The sequence below is a fragment of the Spongiibacter sp. IMCC21906 genome (genome assembly GCF_001010805.1).
Lineage (GTDB): Bacteria > Pseudomonadota > Gammaproteobacteria > Pseudomonadales > Spongiibacteraceae > Spongiibacter.
In genome coordinates, this window is record NZ_CP011477.1 from 22656 (window position 1) to 42674 (window position 20019).

Sequence of the window (20019 nt, forward strand, 5' to 3'; positions counted from 1 at the left end):
CCCAATTGCCACCCCTAACCCGACGGGGAACAGGCCGTAAACCTTCACCGGCTTGGGGTGGTAACCTTTGAAGGGGCGCAGGAAGGCTCGTAGGTGGATAACACCCCGTTAAGCAATCACCTCAGATATTTCAAACGCTCGGAATTTCCCGAATGGGTGCCTACGGGCGCGCTGTTAATGCTCGAATGGTCGGTGGGTGCATTCAAGGGGAGGAAGGGATCTTTTAACAGCCAAGACGAGAAGCTTATTTCTCTTCATAGGCGCGATGAAATGAAATATTCATGGGAAAAAATAATAAGTTTCTTTTCCGAAGACCCCGACTGGGGTGGCGCTTGGTTCTCACAGACACTCGATTATTCTTTCCCGCCCCAATACTCCAATCTCAAGCCGGTATCGGCAACAAAAGCAAAAAATTGGCAATCAGGATTTGCTAAAAATCTATTGAAATCATCCAGGTTCGCCAAAAGTGTTCCTGGGAATTTTTTTGGCTGGGAGCATGAATTTAGACGAGAGGTCGGCATATACCTCCACCGTAGAGGCCAGCACAATGCGCATGACAAGATTGAGGATATGGTGGGGGAGCTTCCGCCGCCCAGCGTCCTACTAAATTCAATGCATACCGCCCTTTCAAATGCTTACAACTGGCACAGAGAGGAATTGTTTGGAAAGCAGCCGGAGGGAGATAATAGCTCCCGCCTTTATTTCATGAGGTCGCTAACATCCAACCTTGTTCAAGCAACAACCAAACCGCTTCGAAAGGTTGTCGCAGATGCAGCGTCAGTAGGCTTTGATTGCCAAATTTCAGAACGTGAAGTTATTAGAGCGTGCAAAGGTATATCAAGCAAGGAGTCGATAGTTCACCGAATAGACGCTGAGGCTGAGACAATTGAAAGAGTTCTAGGTCGTATGCAACCCTGACACAAAACTATAAAAAATAGAAATTCCTGCCATTAGAGCTTGGATCGCAATCCGTGAAAATCCATAGGCAGCCATGCATTTCTGCTGGCGCTCACAATTTATATGGAGTTCCCGATGGTAGAGCAAGCAACAGAAGCACTGTTACGCCGCAAACAAGTCGAGGCCCGCACCGGGCTAACCCGCAGCACAATCTACGCCCTGATGGCAGAGAGTAAATTCCCCAAGCCTGTACCGCTGGTAGGCCGCACTGTGGCCTGGACGCAAAGCAGCATTGATAAGTGGATTGCTGAGCGCATCGCCGCCAGTAAGTCCGCCGCTTAAGGGAGGTGCCAGAAATGAAAAAGGCCACCCCGAAGAGCAGCCAATCACACACCACCAATTCTACAGCCAGCAGCGACCAGCGCCAACGCCTTATAGCGGCATTGCGTGAAATAGGTAGCAGTGGACTAACAACAATTCAGATCCGCGAACAGCTTGATATTATGATGCCCGCTGCAAGGGTTCACGAATTGCGCTGGAATCACGGATATAACATTCAAGCTATCCCAACGCACGACTACAACGCCCAAGGTCACCGCCATTCCTGCAAACGATATGTATTGTTCGCGGGTAAATGGGATCGAGTGCGGAGGGCAGCGCAATGAATCGTTATTTAGTGGAAGTCCGGCAAGTAATAACCACCCCCGTCACCGTTGATGCAGACAACATCGAGGACGCCCCCAAACGCGCTCTATACGGCATGGGAGAGTGTGGCGACCAAGAGGCGGGAGAGCTGCGAATTGTCGCTACACGGCTATTAGAATCGGCTGAGATAGCGTGATATGACGCTTCTTCAAAAGCTATTAGCTCGTGGCGGGGCCGTTTACCTTGAAGCTGGGCAGCTCACAATCAAATCGAACGAAGGGCAACACCTCCCAGAGGATTGGATCTGCCAACATCAAACGCAGTTGCTAAGGGATATTTCAGCGGCTACAGGGCTTCCAATATTTCAGTATCAAGGCCACTCAACTGGTCGATATGGCAGGTACAAAGCATCCGGTGTAACACTGCGCTATGTGGATCTCGTTACCGGCGAGCAACATGCTTTAACATTTAACGCCGATCTAAGCAGAGACCGAACCACCCGCTATGGTAAGAAAGGTCAGCCACTACCTAGGGGCCAATTCAGAGTGGGTAACAATCACGCCTTTACGCTTTATTGGCAATCAATGGGCTTACCATTACCGCGCCGGTTATCAGCCTTCCACGAGTGCATGGGGAAATTAAAAACCGTTATTGTGACGGGGGTGGTTGCCTCTGACTCAAAGCTGGATAAAGCATTAATCAAGCCGCTGTCATTGTCATGTGATGAAATAAAAATCGCTTTAGATATTAAAAAAACACCCGACAACTATCCGACAAGAAACCGACAACTTTCCGACAACTACCCGACAAGCACACCCGACAAGGAAACCGCTGAAAGCCCCAAAACCAAAGGGGTACAGAGCGATTTAAGTACGTGTGCAAATCAGTACGAATTAAGTAATAAAGAAGGAACGTATAAAGGAACATCCTTTAAGCCCCTAGTAAGTAATATATCCCCACAAGAACAAAGCAATGACGAATGGCTAAATGACTATGACGCCGCCAGTTGATTGTTTGAATAATATTGATGAACTGCCTATAACCAACGACGAGAAACGATCAATCTACAAGCAATGGGCAAGATCTGAGAATAGCGGCCCTTACCCTGATGAATGCCGCGACTTAACTTGTGGGGCTAAAACGCGAGCCGGTACACCCTGCAAGCAGAAGGCGATATACAGCAATGGGCGCTGCAAGTTTCACGGCGGTTTATCAACTGGCCCAAGGACAGCAGAAGGTAAAGCGAAATCAGCAGCCAACGGGTTTAAAAAAATCCCATGAGAGGGGCAAGATAGCGGCAAGGTTTAGACAAGGGTATTAGCACCAGAACAGCGAACCCCATGTGATGCTCAGAATTGTTAAGGCCCACAAACCCCATGTGCTATTGACTAATGTTGACACCACAACGGCCATAGAACCTTATAAAACCTAACATTGATTTACCTATAATTTCACTAGGTCGAGTATTTCCCGTCTATAAAAAAGGGATCAAATACATCTCGCGTCCAGTCGTTCTAGGTCAAGTTTAGTAAGGTTTAGGGAAGGGTAGTTATGACACCCCCTAAAGACAGTGAAACCGGCCTACAGATAGTTTTAGCAGCAATACGCGCGCGATACCGGCGATAGAATGGGTACATCATCACACGCCGCTAATAATCCCAGAGCTGGCAATTGATGACTGGCTAACCGGGTCGGTGGATGACGCCACCGAAATCATGAAAATAAATAAAAATATTTTAATAGCCGTATCAGCGATACAAAGCCCACCAAAAACCGCCTGATAACAACCCTAGCGAAGCCATTCTGGGGGCATTTATGGGGGCATATTTCAAAACACAAATTAAATACTATTTACTAATCAGCCGCTTATGGAGTCTATTAAAGTGACGCCGGCCCAACAAATCTTCCAAGGGATACCTCGGAAGGCCTGAAACCCCAGTAAATCTGGGGTTTTTTGTGCCTGAACGGTCTGTATGGTTCCGGGGGTATGCGAATAAATGGGGGTAGCTCAGTACCCCCAATGAAACTCACAGTTTCAACGATCAAGGAAGCCAAGCCAGCGGAAAGCCCTACAAGCTGTAGTGACGCCGACCTACCAAATATCAAACCTCAACTTGAAAAAGTTGGGGTTTTTTATTGCCTGCGCATCGGACTCTACTCATTAACGGGGAGCGGCACTCATCAAACGCTATTTGATTCTAAAATCCTGATGTAAATTACTCCAATGGTTCTTTAGTTTTTACTTGTGCGCCTCATTCATTGGGAGATCATTGACTGCCTCTGGCCAAAGGTTTCGCGCCTTTTCCATAACATCATCTAGGTGGGGTTTAATGACTCTCCAGGGAATGCCGGCACGCTCAGCCCACGACTGAAAATTTGCCATTGAGACGCCATACCACTCTTTGGTCTTCCCTAAATTAAGCGCGAAATTACGCTCACCGTCGATATACACGCTTGTGGTAACAATATCGTATGCTGGCGAAATCCTTGGCGTTATTTTATCTGAATAAATCAAACTCCAATTTTTTAGATGCGCATCACCGTTTGCAAGCAGAATGTTAACTAGCAGTCGTCTGGCGAACTGCTGCGTATCAGCCAAGCCGTCACCAGAATAGCCGTAAAGAATACGTCCGATTTGTTGGTAGTTTGCCGAGTTGTATTTTTCATGGGCATACTTAACCAGTACTTGGGCAAAGTCTTCCATGTGAATACGTGTATCATCAGCGCGATCAAAACGTTTAATTGCGAAAGCAAGTTTTTCATCGGGCAGGTTTATTTGAGGAAGATTGTCTAACTTACTCAGCTCAATCAGCTTAATTTCTGGAATGTCGACGCCAACTAATTCCGCAAGTTTCATTGCGGTGTATTCGTTCAGCGGCACATCTTTATGCTTGGTGGAAGGGGTTTTTACAATCCAATCCCCTAATACATCGCCCTTAGAAAGATTGTAGCGTCCGTCCTTTTCCTTCATGGAAAATTTCATCTGAACGCCAGCCAAAGAAAATTTGTTTTCCGATGATGTCTTGTCAAACTTTACTGCTCGAGCTTTGCCGTGAGTATTAAGAACACTATCCGGCACATCGTCAGGTTCCATCGGCTCGGCTACCAAAGCGCCAGGAAGGTCGGCACCTAAGTATGAAAGGATATGGAACTCGTTATCGACATGAGTTTTGAGTCCTTGCGCAATTAACTCCCGCAAGGCCCCCTCAGGAAGTAAGTTTGACAGCGTCGGATGCAATCTCTGGTTTCTTGCCCACGACTCCGCCATTATTTTTTCAGCACGAGGAAATGCTGGGTGGGTAATTAAACTAAATGTAGGACGACTTGCATCACTTCTGAATTCATCGGCAAAGCTCAGCACATTTCGACCACTTTGAAAGCCAGCCAAATAGCCCACCAGCCTTCCGTGCAGGCTCAACTTGAGTACATTTATTTCATCGACACGGCTATCGCTCATGTCTCATCCCCCAGCAAGTCTTGCCACGGGTCATCTGAAAGACTTTTTCTTGCGTCTTCTTTTACAGCTTTTTTCGCGCTAGACATACGCCCCTTGTTTGGCTCGAAAGGCGGCTCGTTAATCGTTGAGAGCTCCTCCTGTTCGAGCAGCGCCATGACTGCACCAAGCTTTTCCTTTGGTATGAGCACAAGTTCGCTATTCAAGCCCTTGGCAATCAACGCCAAGGTGTCCAACCTAGGATTCCCCTTAGATTCCAAGCGCTGATATTGCTGACGAGATACACCTACTCGCAACATCATGTCGTTCTGCTTAAGCCCGAGCGCCAATCGCCGCTGCTTGATCTGCTGAAGTATAGAATTCATCATAGTAAACACATATATTGCTTTTTCGATTAATAGCAACAGATTAGTTTCCTATATCCTAAAAAGCAACATATTAGCTTCTTTTAAAAAGCCATTGCAGCAAAAACATAAAAAGCAACCAATATGTTGCTTTCCCTGCCCACTTAACTCGCTTTGTAAATCAGCCTGCGATGCCTTGCTTCCCCCTGCCTCGTACCACTTTCTGACTCAATCCGATAAATTAACTAAATATATATTGAATTTAGTTAATTTGTTGCTATTGTTAAGCCAACGAAACGATTAATTTACTTAACACCAACACTCAATGCCGGAGACTGACATGCACAGCGGAGCTTTAGTAAAATTGGCGCTTAGGGATCTAGGCTCCACTCAAAAAGAACTTGCGTCGCAAATAGGCGTTTCTGCGGCACAGATCACCAAGTGGAAACAGGGCGAGCCGATGTCTTTCGAGATGGAGAATCGGTTCAGAATATTGACCCAAATTGGAGATCGCGATCCCGAAGTTGTCTATGCCGCAGGTTCAATTGGCGATACAGACAAGTGGCAAAAACTAATAGACTTCCTCGCTAAAATTGCGAATGAGAATGCAGAAACGGGTTACATTACTTACCCCTTGGAAGATGAAATAGGCGTATTGATCTCCCACGTTTTTAATTGTTTAGATAGACTTGGGGCAAAGATTCCAAGCACCTTTCCAGAGGATCTGGATGTTGATTACGAGAAAATATTTACGCTGGATGAAGAAGCTAGTGACGAGATTTACAATCACATTGTGACTGGCAATAAAATTTCCTCAAGTATTTATAAAGCATTCTTGGTACTCAATGATTTATGGGGGTTCTTTGCTGCATACATCGAGGGTCTAATCGATGAAGCTAGGGAGGTAGATATAGCCGGTCTTAATCATTTCGATGACATTGAGCCCTGCCTTATTGATTTGGCATTTGGAAAGGCTGATCTCGACGCCAGTTACGCGCCAAATAAATCCATGTTTTCTTTAGAAATAACTGAAAACTACAAATCCTGGCTGACCGATCTCAAGCGAACATGCGTAAAAGCGCAAATCCCTATTACCGTTGAACCCATGAAATTGATTTTAGACGACCACAACAGCTTAGGACACGACGCGGAGTTTGTGTCCCTAGGTTTTGATAAGGACCAAATTCACCCCGACATTTATATGAATGAAATCCTCTGTACACTAAGAACCATAAATCACGTACTCCCAGCGATAGTAAAAAAGCTCAACATAACTGAAGAGGAACTTAACCTGAACGCGCTTGAACTCCGATTAAAGTAAAGGTCAGATTCGTTGTCGAAAAATCCATGGAATTGCAGTTATTACTTGAAACCGCGATGATCAAACTGAATTAAAAGATCATAAAAAGCCTTGGGGTCTGTTCACTCAATCCATTCCCGTCAAAGCCTTTGACTCGCACAAGCCAACCACCAAACAAGTGAATACAATGACGCTCACAGAACTTCCACCACGAATATGGCAAGAGCTTGAACGGGCCGTGGCGGATCGCCAACATTCTTGGCGCACGCCTGTGTTGGCCAGCGTTGATAGTGAGGGTTTACCTCAGGCGCGTACGCTTGTGTTGAGAGGGGTCGACAAGGCCAGCCAGACGCTGCAGTTTTTCACTGACTCCCGCAGCCCTAAAGCTTTGCAGATACAACATAGCGCTCAAATACAGTTAGTGTTTTGGAGTCCGGCATTAAAGTGGCAATTACGTGTTACAGCTATGGCGCGTGTTGAAACCAGCGGCTCTGAGGTAGATGCTGCATGGCAGCGGGTGATGCAGAGTCCGGCTCGGCAAGATTATCTCTCGCCACTTGCGCCGGGTGAAGTGTTGCCAAATGGGAAACACGATGGACTTGGCGACGCTCATCACTTGGCTATTATCAGCGTCTGCGTGAGCCATTTAGATTGGCTGTCGCTGAGCCCCGCAGGGCATCAGCGAGCTGAAATTTCAAAGGATATTTTGCGCTGGCTTACGCCCTGATCACTGACAGCTGTGACTTGCAGATGCTCAGCCATTTGAGGCCATGGCAAAACCGTGGGGTTTTACGGCCTCTTTGCCATCGAGTTTAATCAGATAGGCCTTGATGTAAGCTGCAGGAAAGTGCACGAGGGTATCTTCGCCAGGTTTTTTGGTCTCAAAACGCACGTCCAGCCCTCTACCCAGCGCTTCTTCTAACTGCATGCGGGTGATTTCTGCGGTGACAACTTCGCGATGATCGCAGTTTAAAAATGCACTGGTGCAGCGTGAAAAGCGACGTTCTTCGGCATTAAATGGCAAGTCGTCAATTTCGAGCAGCAATCGTGCACTGCGGTAAAAGCGCCAGCCGCCAACATATCTCACTTGCAGCAGCACTTGATGATGGGTGCGCCCTTCATCGTCAACCACACTGCGAATATAACGCTGACTAAGATCATCAACCCCGCCTTTTGGCGTTCGGGTGGTGATACTCATACCACGCAGGCTGGGCTCACCGTCTGCACCAGCCTGGTTATAGCGAGTCAGTTCAACAATATCGTCTACCGTTAATTGCTGCTGGGGTCCCGCATGTACAGACATGCAAAAGCAAAGACCAAGCAGCGCCGTAGTTAGCCCTTTCATATGTCCTCCCGAGGAGATTCGTCCTCTATTATTTTGACGAGCAACAGCTCGATTCTGCGCGCTTGAAGCGGCAAAATCGAGCTGCAACATTGACCTTTAGATCAATACTTACGAGAGGAAGGCCGTAAATGGATTTTATGCCGCGAAAAAATCTCCCCCAGCGGGCAAGCTGTAAATACGTTTACCGGTTGCCGCAAATAAGGCATTCGCTACTGCGGGAGCCACCACCGGCGTACCGGGCTCGCCCACACCCGTAGGCGCTTCGGCAGAAGGAACGATATGCACGTCAACTTGAGGCATATGGCGCATACGCACTACCTTGTAAGCGTCAAAGTTAATTTGTTCGGGCTTGCCGTCTTTTAAGGTGACTTCACTGAACATGAGTGGCGACAAACCAAAGCCTATGCCGCCTTCCATTTGGGCAGCAATCACATCGGGGTTAACGGCCACGCCACAATCAACGGCACAGGTCACTTTCACCACTTTAAACTTACCGTCTTTTTGGGCTGCGACCTCGGCCACTTGTGCCACGTAGCTACCAAAAGACTTATGCAACGCCACCCCATGAAAATGCCCCTCGGGCAAAGCTTTACCCCATTGGGCTTTTTCTGCGGCAAGCTTCAGCACCCCGGCATGACGGGGCTCATCTTTTAGCAGTGACAAACGAAACGCCACCGGATCACGTCCTGCTTTTTTGGCAAGTTCGTCGATAAACACTTCCACAGCGTAGGCGGTATGGGTAGAGCCCACACTGCGCCACCATGAGATCGGTACCTCTTCGCTAGTATTATGGGACTCAACACTGAGGTTGGGGATGTTATAGGGCAGATTTGACGCCCCTTCAACAGAGGTATGATCTACCGATTTACCGGCACCCATAATGGATTGACCCACAATGCGCTGTTGCCAGGCATCAAGCTCGCCAGCGTCGTTTAGCGCAGCCTTCAGCTTGTGAACGTAAATCGGGCGATAGTAACCACTTTGCGTGTCATCTTCCCGGGTCCAGACCAGTTTTACGGGCTCGGAGCCACCCCAGGCTTTCACAATTTCAGCCAGTTCAACGGGATAGTCGGACACGACCGTTGCCCGGCGACCAAAACTACCACCGGCATACAAGGTGTTAATGGTGATCGCTTCTGGGTCCAGGTCAAATACCTTGGCGATATTCTTTTGGTCCCAGCTATGGCCTTGGCAGCCATACCACATCTCTACGCCTTTAGCGTTTTTTTGCAGTGCGCAGTTCATGGGCTCCATGGCCGCATGGGCGAGGAAGGGGAATTCGAAGGTGGCTTCGACAACATGTTTGCCACTCTCTAAAGCCGGCGTCACATTACCGTTTTTGGTGGCGCTCAAGCCCGGTTTATCGGCAAGTTTCTTGTAATCCGCGATGATCTCCTGGGAGCTGCGCTTACTGCCACCCTGCCACTGCAGTTGCAGCGCATCCCGGCCCTTTTTCGCTTGCCAGAAACTGTCGGCCAACACCGCAACCCCGCTAGGGATCTCCACCACCGCTTTCACACCGGGCAATTTTTTTGCTGCACTGGCATCAACAGACTTGAGAGTAGCGCCAAACAAGGGCGGGTGCGCGACAACCGCCGTCAGCATTCCCGGCAGTTGTACATCTTGAGTAAAAATAGCGCTGCCATCGGTCTTGCCGCTGTCTTTACGCGCTAGCTTGGCTTTGCCAATGAGTACAAATTCGCTGGGGTCTTTGAGCTTCACGTCTTTAGGCACTGGCTGCTGAGCGGCAGCATCGGCCAATTCGCCAAAGCTCGCTTCTTTGCCAGACGCCGCATGCATAACCTTGCCCGCTTTTACACTAAGACTGGCAACCGGCTTATTCCATTGCTTACTGGCCGCCGCCAACAGCATCGCTTTCGCTGTGGCGCCCGCTTCACGCATTTGGGTATACGAATTGGCAATCGCCGTACTGCCCCCGGTGAGCTGAACCCCCATGGCCAGGTTGGCGTACTTTTTAGTGTTTGCAGGTGCCGCAACCGCCTTGACCTGCGCCCAATCTGCGTCCAGCTCTTCTGCCACAATGGTCGCCAACCCCGTATAGGTGCCCTGCCCCATTTCCAGATGTTTAATGGTAATCACAACCGTGTTGTCAGGCTGAATGCTGACAAAGGCATTGGGCTCAAAGTTTTCGTGCTTATCGCCACTTGCCGCCAACAGCTGGCCACTTAAACTCATCCCCAAGGTTAAACCTGCGCCAGCTTGGGCGCTGCGAATAAGAAACAACCTCCGGCTCAGACCCTTTTGCATTGCGCTCATGATGTTACCTCCGTAGCCAAATCGGACGCGGCTTGTTTAATACCCGCACGAATCCGCTGATAGGTAGAACAGCGACAGATATTGCCCGACATAAACTGATCAATATCGTCGTCGCTTGGCGAGGGCTTGTCCTTTAACAATTTGCTGGCAGACATTAGCTGGCCCGACTGGCAGTAGCCACACTGGTATACCGCCAAGTCATCCCAAGCAGCTTGCAAGGCTTTGGCTTCGGCGCTGTCTTCCCCTTCAATGGTAGTAATCGCTTGCCCCTCAACCGCCTGTACCGGCAGCGAACAAGAACGCATGGCGTTGCCATTAAAATGCACCGTGCAGGCCCCACACTGGGCTATACCGCAGCCAAACTTGGTGCCGGTCATTTGTAATTCGTCTCGTAAAACCCACAGCAAAGGGGTATCTGGCGCTGCCTCAACCTGGGTTTTCTTTCCATTAAGTGTAAAGTTTATTGCCATGCCGACTCTCCATTTGGCTGGGTGAAACATCGCATTACCCGAAGCCTAATTTTTTAGTTCATTTTTCAGTGTAACGCTGTTGCTTATTCGCCACCAGAATACAAAACCCTCAAACCAAGGCTAAGCATAAACGGTGTATTTCTGTGTGGCACCTATGCATTTTTTAAAACAGTTTTAATCTTTAGGACGCTGCCCACAAATTAAGCAGACCAACAAAAGTCGAGCCCTAATTCAGTGCCCCCTATCTCAGCAGAACGCAATTCGTGTGCGCGCAAGACACCCTTTTCTAGAACCCCTACTCAGGAAAGCGTGACGCACATCACAATACTGTTTTCGCAACGATTTTTATAGCCACAAAGCAGTGCGCGCTATTCATTAAAACAGTGCACAAATCTTAAAAATCACCGTAAAAACCAGGTTTTTCTCATATCTCAACAATTGGCTCATAGCTTGCAATGACCAACCTGGGAAGAAAGTTTTTATCTTATTTTATCTATTATAAAGGACGTAAGTTATGAAGAAGTTAACTGCCGCCGCTATTTTATATTCTGCCTTTACCATGCCCGCCCACGCGGCGGATTCCATTGCCAGCATTAATGGCTTACTGGGGTACATCGGCAGCTCAATTGAAGGCACCACCGAATTTATAGTAAGCGACCTCAATGGAACCGCTGATTTTCTCGCTGCGGACCTGGAGGCGACTTTTGAATTCTTGGCCTCTGGGGTGGAGGGTACCACCGACTTTGTGGCGGGAGATGTCGATGCGTTTTTTGCCTTAGCCAATGGCGAAATCAGTTTGGAAGACTATCTCAAAAATAGTATAGAGGGCACTGGGGACTTTATTTCTGCAGACTTACTGTCCACCGCAGATTTTCTGGCAGCCTCCATTACCGGCACGATGGTGTTTGTTACCGACGGCATCTCTGCAAGCTCCGCCTTTCTGGTCGCCGATCTAGAATCACTAGAGTCAGTACTGCCTTCACTCCCCGGCCTGGAATCTTTAGACCTTCCTCTCTGAATCAGCTGATCCAATCTTTAAAAAATAAAAAAAATAATCCCCTATTCAAAAAAAGGCCGCGAAATACGCGGCCTTTCAATTTAGCAGAGCAACAACTAAGTATTGCCCGTTTGGGTATCAACCACATTGTTGTCTGATGCAAGACGAATATTGCCCGCAGGCGCCGATCCGTCTTTGTCTTCACCAAAATACAAGGTGGTATGCGGGAAGGGTATTTCAATACCGGCTTTATCAAAGTAGATTTTCACCAGCCGGTTGTAAGCTCGGCCTACAGCCCACTGATTACCCGGTGTAGTCTTAATCACCACCCGAATATTCACCGAACTGTCAGCAAGGGCAACCACCCCGGCCACGTTTAACGGCGCCAAGATGTCATCTTTAAATTTACCCTCTTTCAACTCTTCAAAAGCCGCTTCAAGCTGAACGATGGCCTCGTCGATACTCTCGCGATAAGCAATACCGTATTCACCAACATGGTTACCAAATTCTTTGGTGAAATTAGACACCGCGCCTACCGATGAGAAGGGCACAATATGGTAGGTGCCATATAAATCCCGCAGGGCCACAGAGCGAATACCTACCCGCTCCACCGTACCGGAGTTACCACCCGCTGATACAAAATCCCCCGTATTCATTGCATTTTCAAGCTGAATAAATACCCCGGTGATCACATCCTGCACCAGTTTTTGGGCACCAAAACCAATGGCCAAACCCAACACCCCGGCACTGGCAATTAACGGCGCGATATCCACACCAATCTCGGATAAAACGATCATCACCGTCACGACCACTATGGCAATGGCCAACGTGGTATTAAACAAGCCTAGCAGGGTCTCTGCACGGGCTGCTTCTGAGGAGCTCATGGTGTCTTTTGGCGTCAGGCGATGCTCTACCATGCTGGCCAAAATTACCCATACCACTGCGGCAGAGAACATAATAATCAAGATATCGACAAGCGACGATACCGCTCTTATGCCAACATCACTTGCGTACCAGGTACCCAAGTCATATACCGCCCACGCGTCCAATGTAAACACCACAACAGCTATCAAGATTAAGCTGCGGGCCACTTTTAAACTTGTAGGAACATAGGTGTTCACCCGCGCTTGCAGGCGGGGCATACGGCTATTAAGCCGATCTGACAGGCTTATTTCTCTGCCAATTAATTGTCCAAGCACCACCGAGAACAACAAACCAGCACCGCAATAGATTAAGGTTTTCAGTGTGGCCATTGCGACAAAGGGCAAGGCCGTCTCTGGGTGCAAAACACTCACCACTAGCACCGACAGCGCATAGGCCAACGCAAACAAATGCCACGTCTTGGCAAGCAATCGTAACAACAGCGCTAGCGGGCCACTGCTGGATTCAGCCCGCGTATTTAATTTGTCAGCAATGGCGCGACGATTTTTTAGGATGACGCCAGCAGCGTATAAAACCGCTATCAGAACAATTAGCGAGCTGATACCAGCACCCAATCCCGGCGACACATTAAAGTTAAGAATAGGTACCAGCACCAACACGCCATAACCGACAAAGCCAGCAATGTTGGCAAAAAACCGATTGCAGTAACCCGCCTGTGCCGCAGACACCGGCACCAAGCGCAGGCTGGCGTAACGCTTGGCAAACAACATGCGCAATACGACTTTAACCATCTCAATAATGACAAAGGCGTTAAGGAACAAGGCGAGACGGGTCGCCACGGTACTGTCCCCCGCGGCGAGATAATTACTCACGACTCCACCACCGGCATAGGCCAAAACGACCGCTAGCATATCGACCAAACCCGCAACCACAACAGCGACTAGCGTGCGCAGCATGGTAAATTTTTCAGAACCTCGGCTTACCCACAAACTTAAGCCCTGAAAAGAACGTCCGGCAATCGCCCTAAATAAAATAAAGAGCGCGAAGGTGGCGGCAATCACCCCAAGCAACTGCCCTGCAGCCTGCATCATATTAGCCCGGTCAGGTAGCGGCCCGGTTGACGCTTCGGCCTCACTGGCAAACAGACCCTGCACTGCCGTACTTAACAACGCAAACTGCTCGGCCAAACCATCCACAAACCGCTGGCTGGTGGCGGCCATGCGCCGGGCAAAAGAAACTTGCTGCGCGCTTTGACCACTGGGGGCCTCAGCGGCAATTTCTTTTGCAGGCACCACTTCTTCATTGACAGAATTCTGACTTGCCGCCTTGTTCTCTAGTACCCGCAGCTCTTCAATAAGAGTGTTTCTGACATGCTCATCTTCAAGCATGGAGGCCAGCGCACGGTAATCAACCGGCTCAGTAGAAGAAGATGATGAGGAAGGGGGCGCAGCCAAACTCACAGAGGGAATGGCGCAAAATAATATTAATAAGATGGCCATCATGGCCGATTTTTTTACAAAAACGTTTTGCACGCTCTCGCTCCTTGTTTCGTCATTAGTGGTTGCCGTACAGGGCGATGCAGCTATATGTTTCGGTTTGCTCTCTTCAATAGCTAAGCCGTCGAGGGTAAAGCACTCAGTCCCAAATCGCCACCGAGCTTTAGGCTGTCACCCTCTGGAAAACAGCGCTTTCCAATAGAACGTGTCGTAGTCGAAATCACTAGAGTCAAACATAAGTAGCCCTACCCATTAGCAGTGCCACTCATGAAACACAAAGCCTAAGACTACGGTTGCACCGTAAAAGCAGATCACAAAAAATCCGACAGGCTATCGTTTAGCTTGTTCCTTAGTTTACGACGAGAACGCAAAAGCGTACTTGAGGGTAGAGACTCGGAGGAAGGTTATTACGAGACGATGTTACAGGCCTATATATTACTGACTTACAATTTACTGAGCTTTCTTATTCAGCCTTATCCGAGTCAGCTTTATCCGGCTCATCGGGCACCAAACCTAAACGTCGAGCCCGCTTTACCCAAAGCTCACGAGCCAGCGCCTGCATATCAATGGCATTATCGGTTTCGTCCACAATTTCCATACCCAGTAAGGTTTCGGTAAGGTCTTCAATGGTCACCAAGCCCATAACGCCACCGTACTCATTGACCACCAAAGCAATCTGGTCGCGGTTCTCTACCATTTTGCGAAGTAAATCCGCCAGCGGCTGGGTTTCTGGCACGGTAAGCAAATCTCTGCGCAACTCCGTCAACGCAATTTCTGGGCGGTTCACGGCCGCCATCAACAGATCATCTTTGCGGATAAAACCGTGAATATTGTCGTGCTGTTCACTAAATAGCGGAATACGCGAAAAGGGAAAACGCGTATTAGCTTTAAGCGCCGCAGCAACACTCAAGGACTCGTCTAAGGAAAAAATAACCGGTCGCGGCGTCATCACATCTCTTGCCGCCAAAGCCCGAAACCGCATTAAGCTTGCCACTTGCGACGACTCTTCTGCCGTAAACACGCCTTCCCGCACGCCCAGTTCTGCCAGCGCGGTAAACTCCTCTCTGCTGATGGAGTGCGGCGCGCCACCTTTGGACAACAGCCGCGTTAAACTCTGGGCAAAGACTGCCAACGGGTACATGGACCAAATAACGCATCGCAAAACCTGCGCACAAAAGGGAGCCATTTGTCGCCAATACAACGCCCCCAGAGTTTTGGGGATAATCTCAGATACAACCAAAATCAACAGCGTTAGTACCGCAGAAATCACCGCAAAATAGGCCTCGCCAAACACCACCGCCGCTTGCGCACCCGCCCCCGCTGCGCCTACCGTATGCGCGATAGTATTCAGGCTCAAAATTGCCGCAAGAGGTCGATCAATATCGGTTTTATAACGACTCCAAAGCTTAGCGCTTCGGCGCCCCTTTTCTGTTGCCGAGGCGATATAAGAGGGCGAAATACTCAGCAATACGGCTTCTAATACCGAGCACACAAAAGAGACCCCAAGGGCCAAGGCCACAAAGGCGATAAGAACTAGCATGATTGGGTTTTAGCTGATGTCATGGCTTGCGCCAGCACCCTCTTCAAAGACCTGAATGTAAGCATACTTTCAAAGCTGAATAGCAACGTCAATCAATTCCGTATTGCCGTTACCATCGCAAACAATGCTTTCCACGCTTGCTCGACACGCTTTAGCCGGGGAGAATAAGCCCCCAATGCCGGTCTCCGGCAAGAGACACGAGGACGCCATGCTCAGACTGTTCCGAATAGAAAACGGCTTTATCCGAGAAGTGGACACCGAAGACCAGAACTTGAAACAGGCCCTGTATCAAGCCGACTGGATTGACGCCCACGAGCCCGATGAAGAAGAGCGTGACCTGCTACAAAGCCTGCTGCGCACAGACTTACCCGAATCAAACGAAGTTGAGGAAATTGAAGCCTCCGCACGCTGTTTTGTCGATCAAGCAGGCATGCATGTTCACGCCCTGTTTCTGGCGCCCTCAGAAGGCCGCCACACCACGGTCACCGTGGCTTGCATTCTGCAGCCCAAACGCTTAATTACCATCCGCGATGAAGACACCGCCGACTTTCGGCTGCTGCGTATGCGGGCCCGTCGAGGCCAAGTAGAAAGCCACAGCGCCTCAGAATTACTGGTAACACTGCTAGAACAAAAGGTTGAGAACCACGCCGACAGTATTGAAGACATTCATCGTCAACTCGAAGACGTAAGCCACTTGGTATTGGAAGACGAAGAAGCCGAGCTGGAAGAAGCCATCAGCCGCCTTGCCCGCTTAGAAGACAGCAACGGCAAAATTCGTCTCTGCCTGATGGATACCCAGCGTAATATTTCCTTTTTGCTGCGCCATTTACGCAATCAACCTGAGCAGCTGGAAACCCTGCGGGAAATTACCCGAGACATGGAAACCCTGATGTCTCATACCGCATTCTTATTCGATAAAATTAATTTTTTGATGGACTCCACCCAAGGCTTTATCAATATAGAACAAAACCAGATTATTAAGATCTTCTCTATCGCCGCGGTGGTTTTTCTTCCCCCTACACTGGTGGCCAGCATTTACGGCATGAACTTTACCCACATGCCCGAGATGGAATGGTTGCTGGGTTACCCTTGGGCATTGGGGCTCATGGTGATGGCAGGCATTGCGCCCTACCTCTATTTTAAATCCAAAGGCTGGCTATAAGTGGGCGATGCACAACAGCAAGCTAGCGAGTTTGCCGACTACTTTCAGCTGGACGACAGCCTTGTTTTTCCGGATTTAGCGCTAAGTATTCACGCCGCACATTTCCATAGCCAGCGCTATCAAGATCACTACTTTGATCAAAACAGCATCCACTTTCCACCCGCCCGAAAAAAAGCCGTCAACAAACGTCGCAGCGAATTTTTTACCGGCCGCTATCTAGCCAAGTTAGCTCTGACCCAGGCGGGCAGTCCCAGCCATGATGTGCCCGCCGACAATAACCGCTGTCCGCTATGGCCAGCAGGTTTTCGGGGCAGTATCACCCATACCGACAATTATGCCGCCTGCGTTTTAGCTCGCACTGACCAACTCAGCGCCGTGGGCATTGATATTCAAGACTGGATGGAAGAAAACGCCGCGCAGCGACTGGCCCCGCGTATTCTCAACGAAAAAGAACAGCAGGTTTTAGCCAGCTCAGCACTATCAGCCAGTGTGGGCATCAGCCTGTGCTTTTCAGCAAAAGAAAGTATTTTTAAAGCACTCTATCCCTATATCGGTCATCATTTTGGCTACGCGGCTGCCAAGCTCATCAGCATCGACCGTAGGGAAAATAAAGCCTGTTTTGCCTTTGATCCGGCGCTGCAAATAGCCGCGATAGACTGCGCGACGCTGAACGTCGCCTTTCAAGAAAGGCCGCATCACATTGTCACTCTGCTGGCCATTGCATAACTCCCATGCTTACACTTGAATGACCTACACCTGCCCTGAATTAACGCTAAAGGAACCGCAATGAACGACTCCCAGCTGCGAGACCAGCTCGCCGTAGATCGCACAGCGCTGGCGAATGAACGAACCCTGCTGGCATATCTTCGCACCGCGCTGGCGTTTGCCGCCGCTGGCGCCGCTATTTTGCATTTTTATGCCAACACCCCGTCGCTGACCTGGGTTGCCGTGGGCTTAATCGTGGCAGGCGGACTAACGGGTATTATTGGCGGCATCCGGTTTTTACAGGTTCAACGCCGCTTAAAATAGCCCATCGCCATCACCACAATAGCGCCAAATTTTTAGCTCAAGTCGCTTTGTTACGCTCCACTATTCTCAGTTTTCTCTCAAATTTGCAGTAACCGTCCCCTCAAGACCGAAATATTTTCGTCATTTGCGGTAAAAGCCCAATTCAATGCCGAACCTTGGGTGATTTTAAGACTCTAATGGCCCACACTGTAGCTGCCCTTGCACAGTTGTCGACAAAGGGCTATAACGTCGCGCTTCAACGCACCCTAACAACCGTGAAAGGCACATGACCTCTAGCCAACATACTGATAACACCACCATCGCAAGCTTCCGCCTCAAAGGCGGCCTCTACCCCCTAACCCAACTTGAAATCAATCATTATCAAGCTGACCAGTTTCAACAGGATTTGGCCGACAAGGTAGCTGAAGCACCGGCTTTTTTTCGCCAAACGCCGGTCGTGCTCAATTTTGAAGTGTTTGATGGCGACCCAGCCATCCTCCCCTTAAAAGAACTCAAGCAGTTCTGCATGGACTACGGCCTGCTACCCATTGCCGTTCGGGGTTATAGTGATGAGCTGGCCTCCCGTGCATTAGTTGCCGGCATGCCCATGCTCAATGGCGGCGGTCGCAAAAAAAACCGTCATGGTGAAACCGAGCCGAGCAATGCTTCGCCCACCCAAGACATGAGCGCTGCAGACACGCCGGTCGACGCAGCAGCGCCAGCCAAAGACTTAAGTCCCGCACAAAACCGCCTTATCACCGAGCCGGTGCGCTCGGGCCAGCAGGTCTATGCCGCGGGTGGTGACTTGATTGTAATTGCTCCCGTATCCGCTGGGGCCGAAATTTTGGCCGATGGCAATATCCATGTTTACGGTCCCCTAAGAGGTCGGGCATTAGCGGGGGTAAAAGGCAACCGGGATGCGCGTATTTTCTGCCATAGCCTGGAAGCCGAACTGGTTTCTATTGCGGGAGACTTTAAACTGGACGAAGACCTGCGCGGTGAGCTATGGAAAAAATCCGTGCAAATTAGTCTCAGCGAACAAAGCTTAGAAATTAAAGCGCTTTAACAGGCGGCACCCTGCCGCAACCATTATTCACACTATGCAAAAAGGACCAACACCTTGGCTAAAATCATTGTAGTCACCTCAGGAAAAGGCGGTGTGGGCAAAACCACAACAAGTGCCGCCATCAGTAGCGGTCTGGCGTTGGCGGGTCACAAAACCGTGGTTATCGATTTTGATATCGGCCTGCGTAACCTGGACATTGTTATGAACTGTGAACGCAGAGTCGTTTATGACTTTGTAAATGTTATCAATGGCGACGCCAATCTGCGTCAGGCCTTGATCAAAGACAAACGGGTGCCCGATTTATTTATCCTTCCCGCCTCACAAACTCGAGACAAAGATGCTCTGAGTATTGAAGGCGTCGAACGTATTTTGAAGGAACTGGCCGAAGAGGGTTTTGAGTATATTATTTGCGACTCCCCCGCCGGTATTGAGCACGGTGCTTTTATGGCCATGTATTTTGCCGATATCGCAATCGTGGTAGCCAACCCCGAAGTCTCATCAGTACGGGACTCCGACCGGATTCTGGGCATACTGCAAAGCAAATCCCGCAAAGCCGAAAATGGCGAACGAGTGCAAGAACGCTTGCTGCTAACCCGTTACAACCCCAGCCGGGTTGAAAAAGGCGAGATGCTGTCGGTAGAAGACGTGCAGGATATCCTCGCCACTGAGTTGCTGGGGGTCATTCCTGAGTCTGAGTCTGTACTGAAATCATCCAACCAAGGTGTGCCGGTGATTCACGACACCGAAAGCAATGCAGGTAAAGCCTACGCAGACGCTGTCGCACGGTTACTGGGTGAAGACCGCCCACTGCGGTTTCTGACTATTGAACAGAAAGGCGTTTTCAAACGGCTATTCGGGAGGGGCGCGAGCGCATGAGTATTCTGGGTTTCTTTAAGAGCAAGAAGCAAGATACGGCTTCTATCGCCAAAGAGCGGTTGCAGATTATCGTGGCCCACGAACGCTCTCAGCGTAACGAACCCGACTATCTGCCCAAGCTGCAACAAGAGCTGCTGGAAGTGATTCGTAAATACGTGGAAGTCGATCGCGAGCAAGTAGAGGTTGCCCTGGATAACAACGGCAACTGCTCGGTGCTTGAGCTCAACATCACTCTGCCGGGCCGCTAAACGCAGCTTTTA

The 20019-nt window shown here is 49.5% G+C and carries 22 protein-coding genes; 15 read left to right on the plus strand and 7 right to left on the minus strand.

Annotated elements, in window-relative coordinates; genetic code table 11:
* Positions 1-93 precede the first annotated feature (93 nt).
* The 6 genes from IMCC21906_RS00085 (at position 94) to IMCC21906_RS17200 (ending at position 2823) form a co-directional block, all read left to right on the plus strand.
* On the plus strand, positions 94-918 hold the full coding sequence (locus IMCC21906_RS00085; protein WP_047010449.1) for a hypothetical protein: 825 nt from the start codon (positions 94-96) through the stop codon (positions 916-918).
* Between the two features lie 114 nt (positions 919-1032).
* A complete protein-coding gene (locus IMCC21906_RS00090) occupies positions 1033-1239 on the plus strand; it encodes an AlpA family transcriptional regulator (protein WP_052763275.1) in 207 nt (68 codons plus the stop codon).
* A gap of 14 nt (positions 1240-1253) precedes the next feature.
* Positions 1254-1562, plus strand: a complete 309-nt coding sequence (locus tag IMCC21906_RS00095; RefSeq protein ID WP_052763276.1) for a helix-turn-helix domain-containing protein — start codon at positions 1254-1256, stop codon at positions 1560-1562.
* Positions 1559-1738 (plus strand): hypothetical protein, encoded by a 180-nt coding sequence (locus IMCC21906_RS00100; RefSeq protein ID WP_047010451.1) that lies wholly within the window; start codon positions 1559-1561, stop codon positions 1736-1738. Before IMCC21906_RS00095 ends, IMCC21906_RS00100 begins: the two co-directional genes overlap by 4 nt.
* Before the next feature lies 1 nt (position 1739).
* Positions 1740-2552: a hypothetical protein gene (locus IMCC21906_RS00105; protein ID WP_047010452.1), complete on the plus strand. Its 813-nt coding sequence runs from the start codon at positions 1740-1742 to the stop codon at positions 2550-2552.
* Positions 2536-2823 (plus strand): HGGxSTG domain-containing protein, encoded by a 288-nt coding sequence (locus IMCC21906_RS17200; RefSeq protein WP_369795835.1) that lies wholly within the window; start codon positions 2536-2538, stop codon positions 2821-2823. Before IMCC21906_RS00105 ends, IMCC21906_RS17200 begins: the two co-directional genes overlap by 17 nt.
* 958 nt (positions 2824-3781) lie before the next feature.
* Here IMCC21906_RS17200 and IMCC21906_RS00110 read toward each other — a convergent pair.
* Positions 3782-4999: a type II toxin-antitoxin system HipA family toxin gene (locus IMCC21906_RS00110; RefSeq protein WP_047010453.1), complete on the minus strand. Its 1218-nt coding sequence runs from the start codon at positions 4997-4999 to the stop codon at positions 3782-3784.
* Complete coding sequence (locus tag IMCC21906_RS00115; protein ID WP_231580293.1) at positions 4996-5400, minus strand: helix-turn-helix transcriptional regulator; 405 nt, start codon at positions 5398-5400, stop codon at positions 4996-4998. The genes IMCC21906_RS00110 and IMCC21906_RS00115 overlap by 4 nt, the downstream gene beginning before the upstream one ends.
* Before the next feature lie 280 nt (positions 5401-5680).
* Between IMCC21906_RS00115 and IMCC21906_RS00120 the strand changes: the two genes are divergently transcribed.
* Together IMCC21906_RS00120 and IMCC21906_RS00125 are read left to right on the plus strand one after the other, a co-directional pair.
* Positions 5681-6661, plus strand: a complete 981-nt coding sequence (locus IMCC21906_RS00120) for a helix-turn-helix domain-containing protein (protein ID WP_047010454.1) — start codon at positions 5681-5683, stop codon at positions 6659-6661.
* Positions 6662-6827: 166 nt separating this feature from the next.
* Positions 6828-7367, plus strand: coding sequence for a pyridoxamine 5'-phosphate oxidase family protein (locus IMCC21906_RS00125; RefSeq protein WP_047010455.1), 540 nt, complete (start codon positions 6828-6830; stop codon positions 7365-7367).
* A 27-nt stretch (positions 7368-7394) separates the two neighbouring features.
* Here the strand turns inward: IMCC21906_RS00125 and IMCC21906_RS00130 are convergent, their stop codons facing one another.
* The 3 genes from IMCC21906_RS00130 to IMCC21906_RS00140 form a co-directional block, all read right to left on the minus strand.
* The gene (locus tag IMCC21906_RS00130) at positions 7395-7985 is read right to left on the minus strand and encodes a hypothetical protein (protein WP_047010456.1); all 591 of its coding nucleotides are present in this window, start codon (positions 7983-7985) and stop codon (positions 7395-7397) included.
* Between the two features lie 135 nt (positions 7986-8120).
* Entirely contained in the window at positions 8121-10262 is a 2142-nt protein-coding gene (locus IMCC21906_RS00135; protein ID WP_047010457.1) for a xanthine dehydrogenase family protein molybdopterin-binding subunit, read from the minus strand.
* Positions 10259-10732, minus strand: a complete 474-nt coding sequence (locus tag IMCC21906_RS00140) for a (2Fe-2S)-binding protein (RefSeq protein ID WP_047010458.1) — start codon at positions 10730-10732, stop codon at positions 10259-10261. The genes IMCC21906_RS00135 and IMCC21906_RS00140 overlap by 4 nt, the downstream gene beginning before the upstream one ends.
* A 514-nt stretch (positions 10733-11246) precedes the next feature.
* Between IMCC21906_RS00140 and IMCC21906_RS00145 the strand changes: the two genes are divergently transcribed.
* Positions 11247-11750: a hypothetical protein gene (locus IMCC21906_RS00145; RefSeq protein WP_047010459.1), complete on the plus strand. Its 504-nt coding sequence runs from the start codon at positions 11247-11249 to the stop codon at positions 11748-11750.
* 95 nt (positions 11751-11845) lie between these two features.
* Here IMCC21906_RS00145 and IMCC21906_RS00150 read toward each other — a convergent pair whose 3' ends face one another.
* Positions 11846-14143: a mechanosensitive ion channel domain-containing protein gene (locus IMCC21906_RS00150; RefSeq protein WP_197085922.1), complete on the minus strand. Its 2298-nt coding sequence runs from the start codon at positions 14141-14143 to the stop codon at positions 11846-11848.
* Between the two features lie 427 nt (positions 14144-14570).
* Entirely contained in the window at positions 14571-15647 is a 1077-nt protein-coding gene (locus IMCC21906_RS00155; protein WP_047010460.1) for a CNNM domain-containing protein, read from the minus strand.
* Between the two features lie 208 nt (positions 15648-15855).
* Between IMCC21906_RS00155 and corA the strand changes: the two genes are divergently transcribed.
* From corA to minE, 6 genes are all read left to right on the plus strand, one after another.
* Positions 15856-16809, plus strand: a complete 954-nt coding sequence (gene corA, locus IMCC21906_RS00160; protein WP_047010461.1) for a magnesium/cobalt transporter CorA — start codon at positions 15856-15858, stop codon at positions 16807-16809.
* On the plus strand, positions 16810-17535 hold the full coding sequence (locus IMCC21906_RS00165; RefSeq protein ID WP_052763278.1) for a 4'-phosphopantetheinyl transferase: 726 nt from the start codon (positions 16810-16812) through the stop codon (positions 17533-17535). It abuts the gene before it with no gap.
* Between the two features lie 60 nt (positions 17536-17595).
* Entirely contained in the window at positions 17596-17838 is a 243-nt protein-coding gene (locus tag IMCC21906_RS00170) for a DUF202 domain-containing protein (RefSeq protein WP_047010462.1), read from the plus strand.
* A 265-nt stretch (positions 17839-18103) separates the two neighbouring features.
* Positions 18104-18883 carry a septum site-determining protein MinC gene (minC, locus tag IMCC21906_RS00175; RefSeq protein WP_047010463.1) on the plus strand — a complete coding sequence of 260 codons (780 nt, stop codon included), beginning with the start codon at positions 18104-18106 and terminating at the stop codon, positions 18881-18883.
* A 54-nt stretch (positions 18884-18937) separates the two neighbouring features.
* A complete protein-coding gene (gene minD, locus IMCC21906_RS00180; protein WP_047010464.1) occupies positions 18938-19759 on the plus strand; it encodes a septum site-determining protein MinD in 822 nt (273 codons plus the stop codon).
* Entirely contained in the window at positions 19756-20007 is a 252-nt protein-coding gene (gene minE, locus IMCC21906_RS00185) for a cell division topological specificity factor MinE (RefSeq protein WP_047010465.1), read from the plus strand. The genes minD and minE overlap by 4 nt, the downstream gene beginning before the upstream one ends.
* Positions 20008-20019 lie beyond the last annotated feature (12 nt).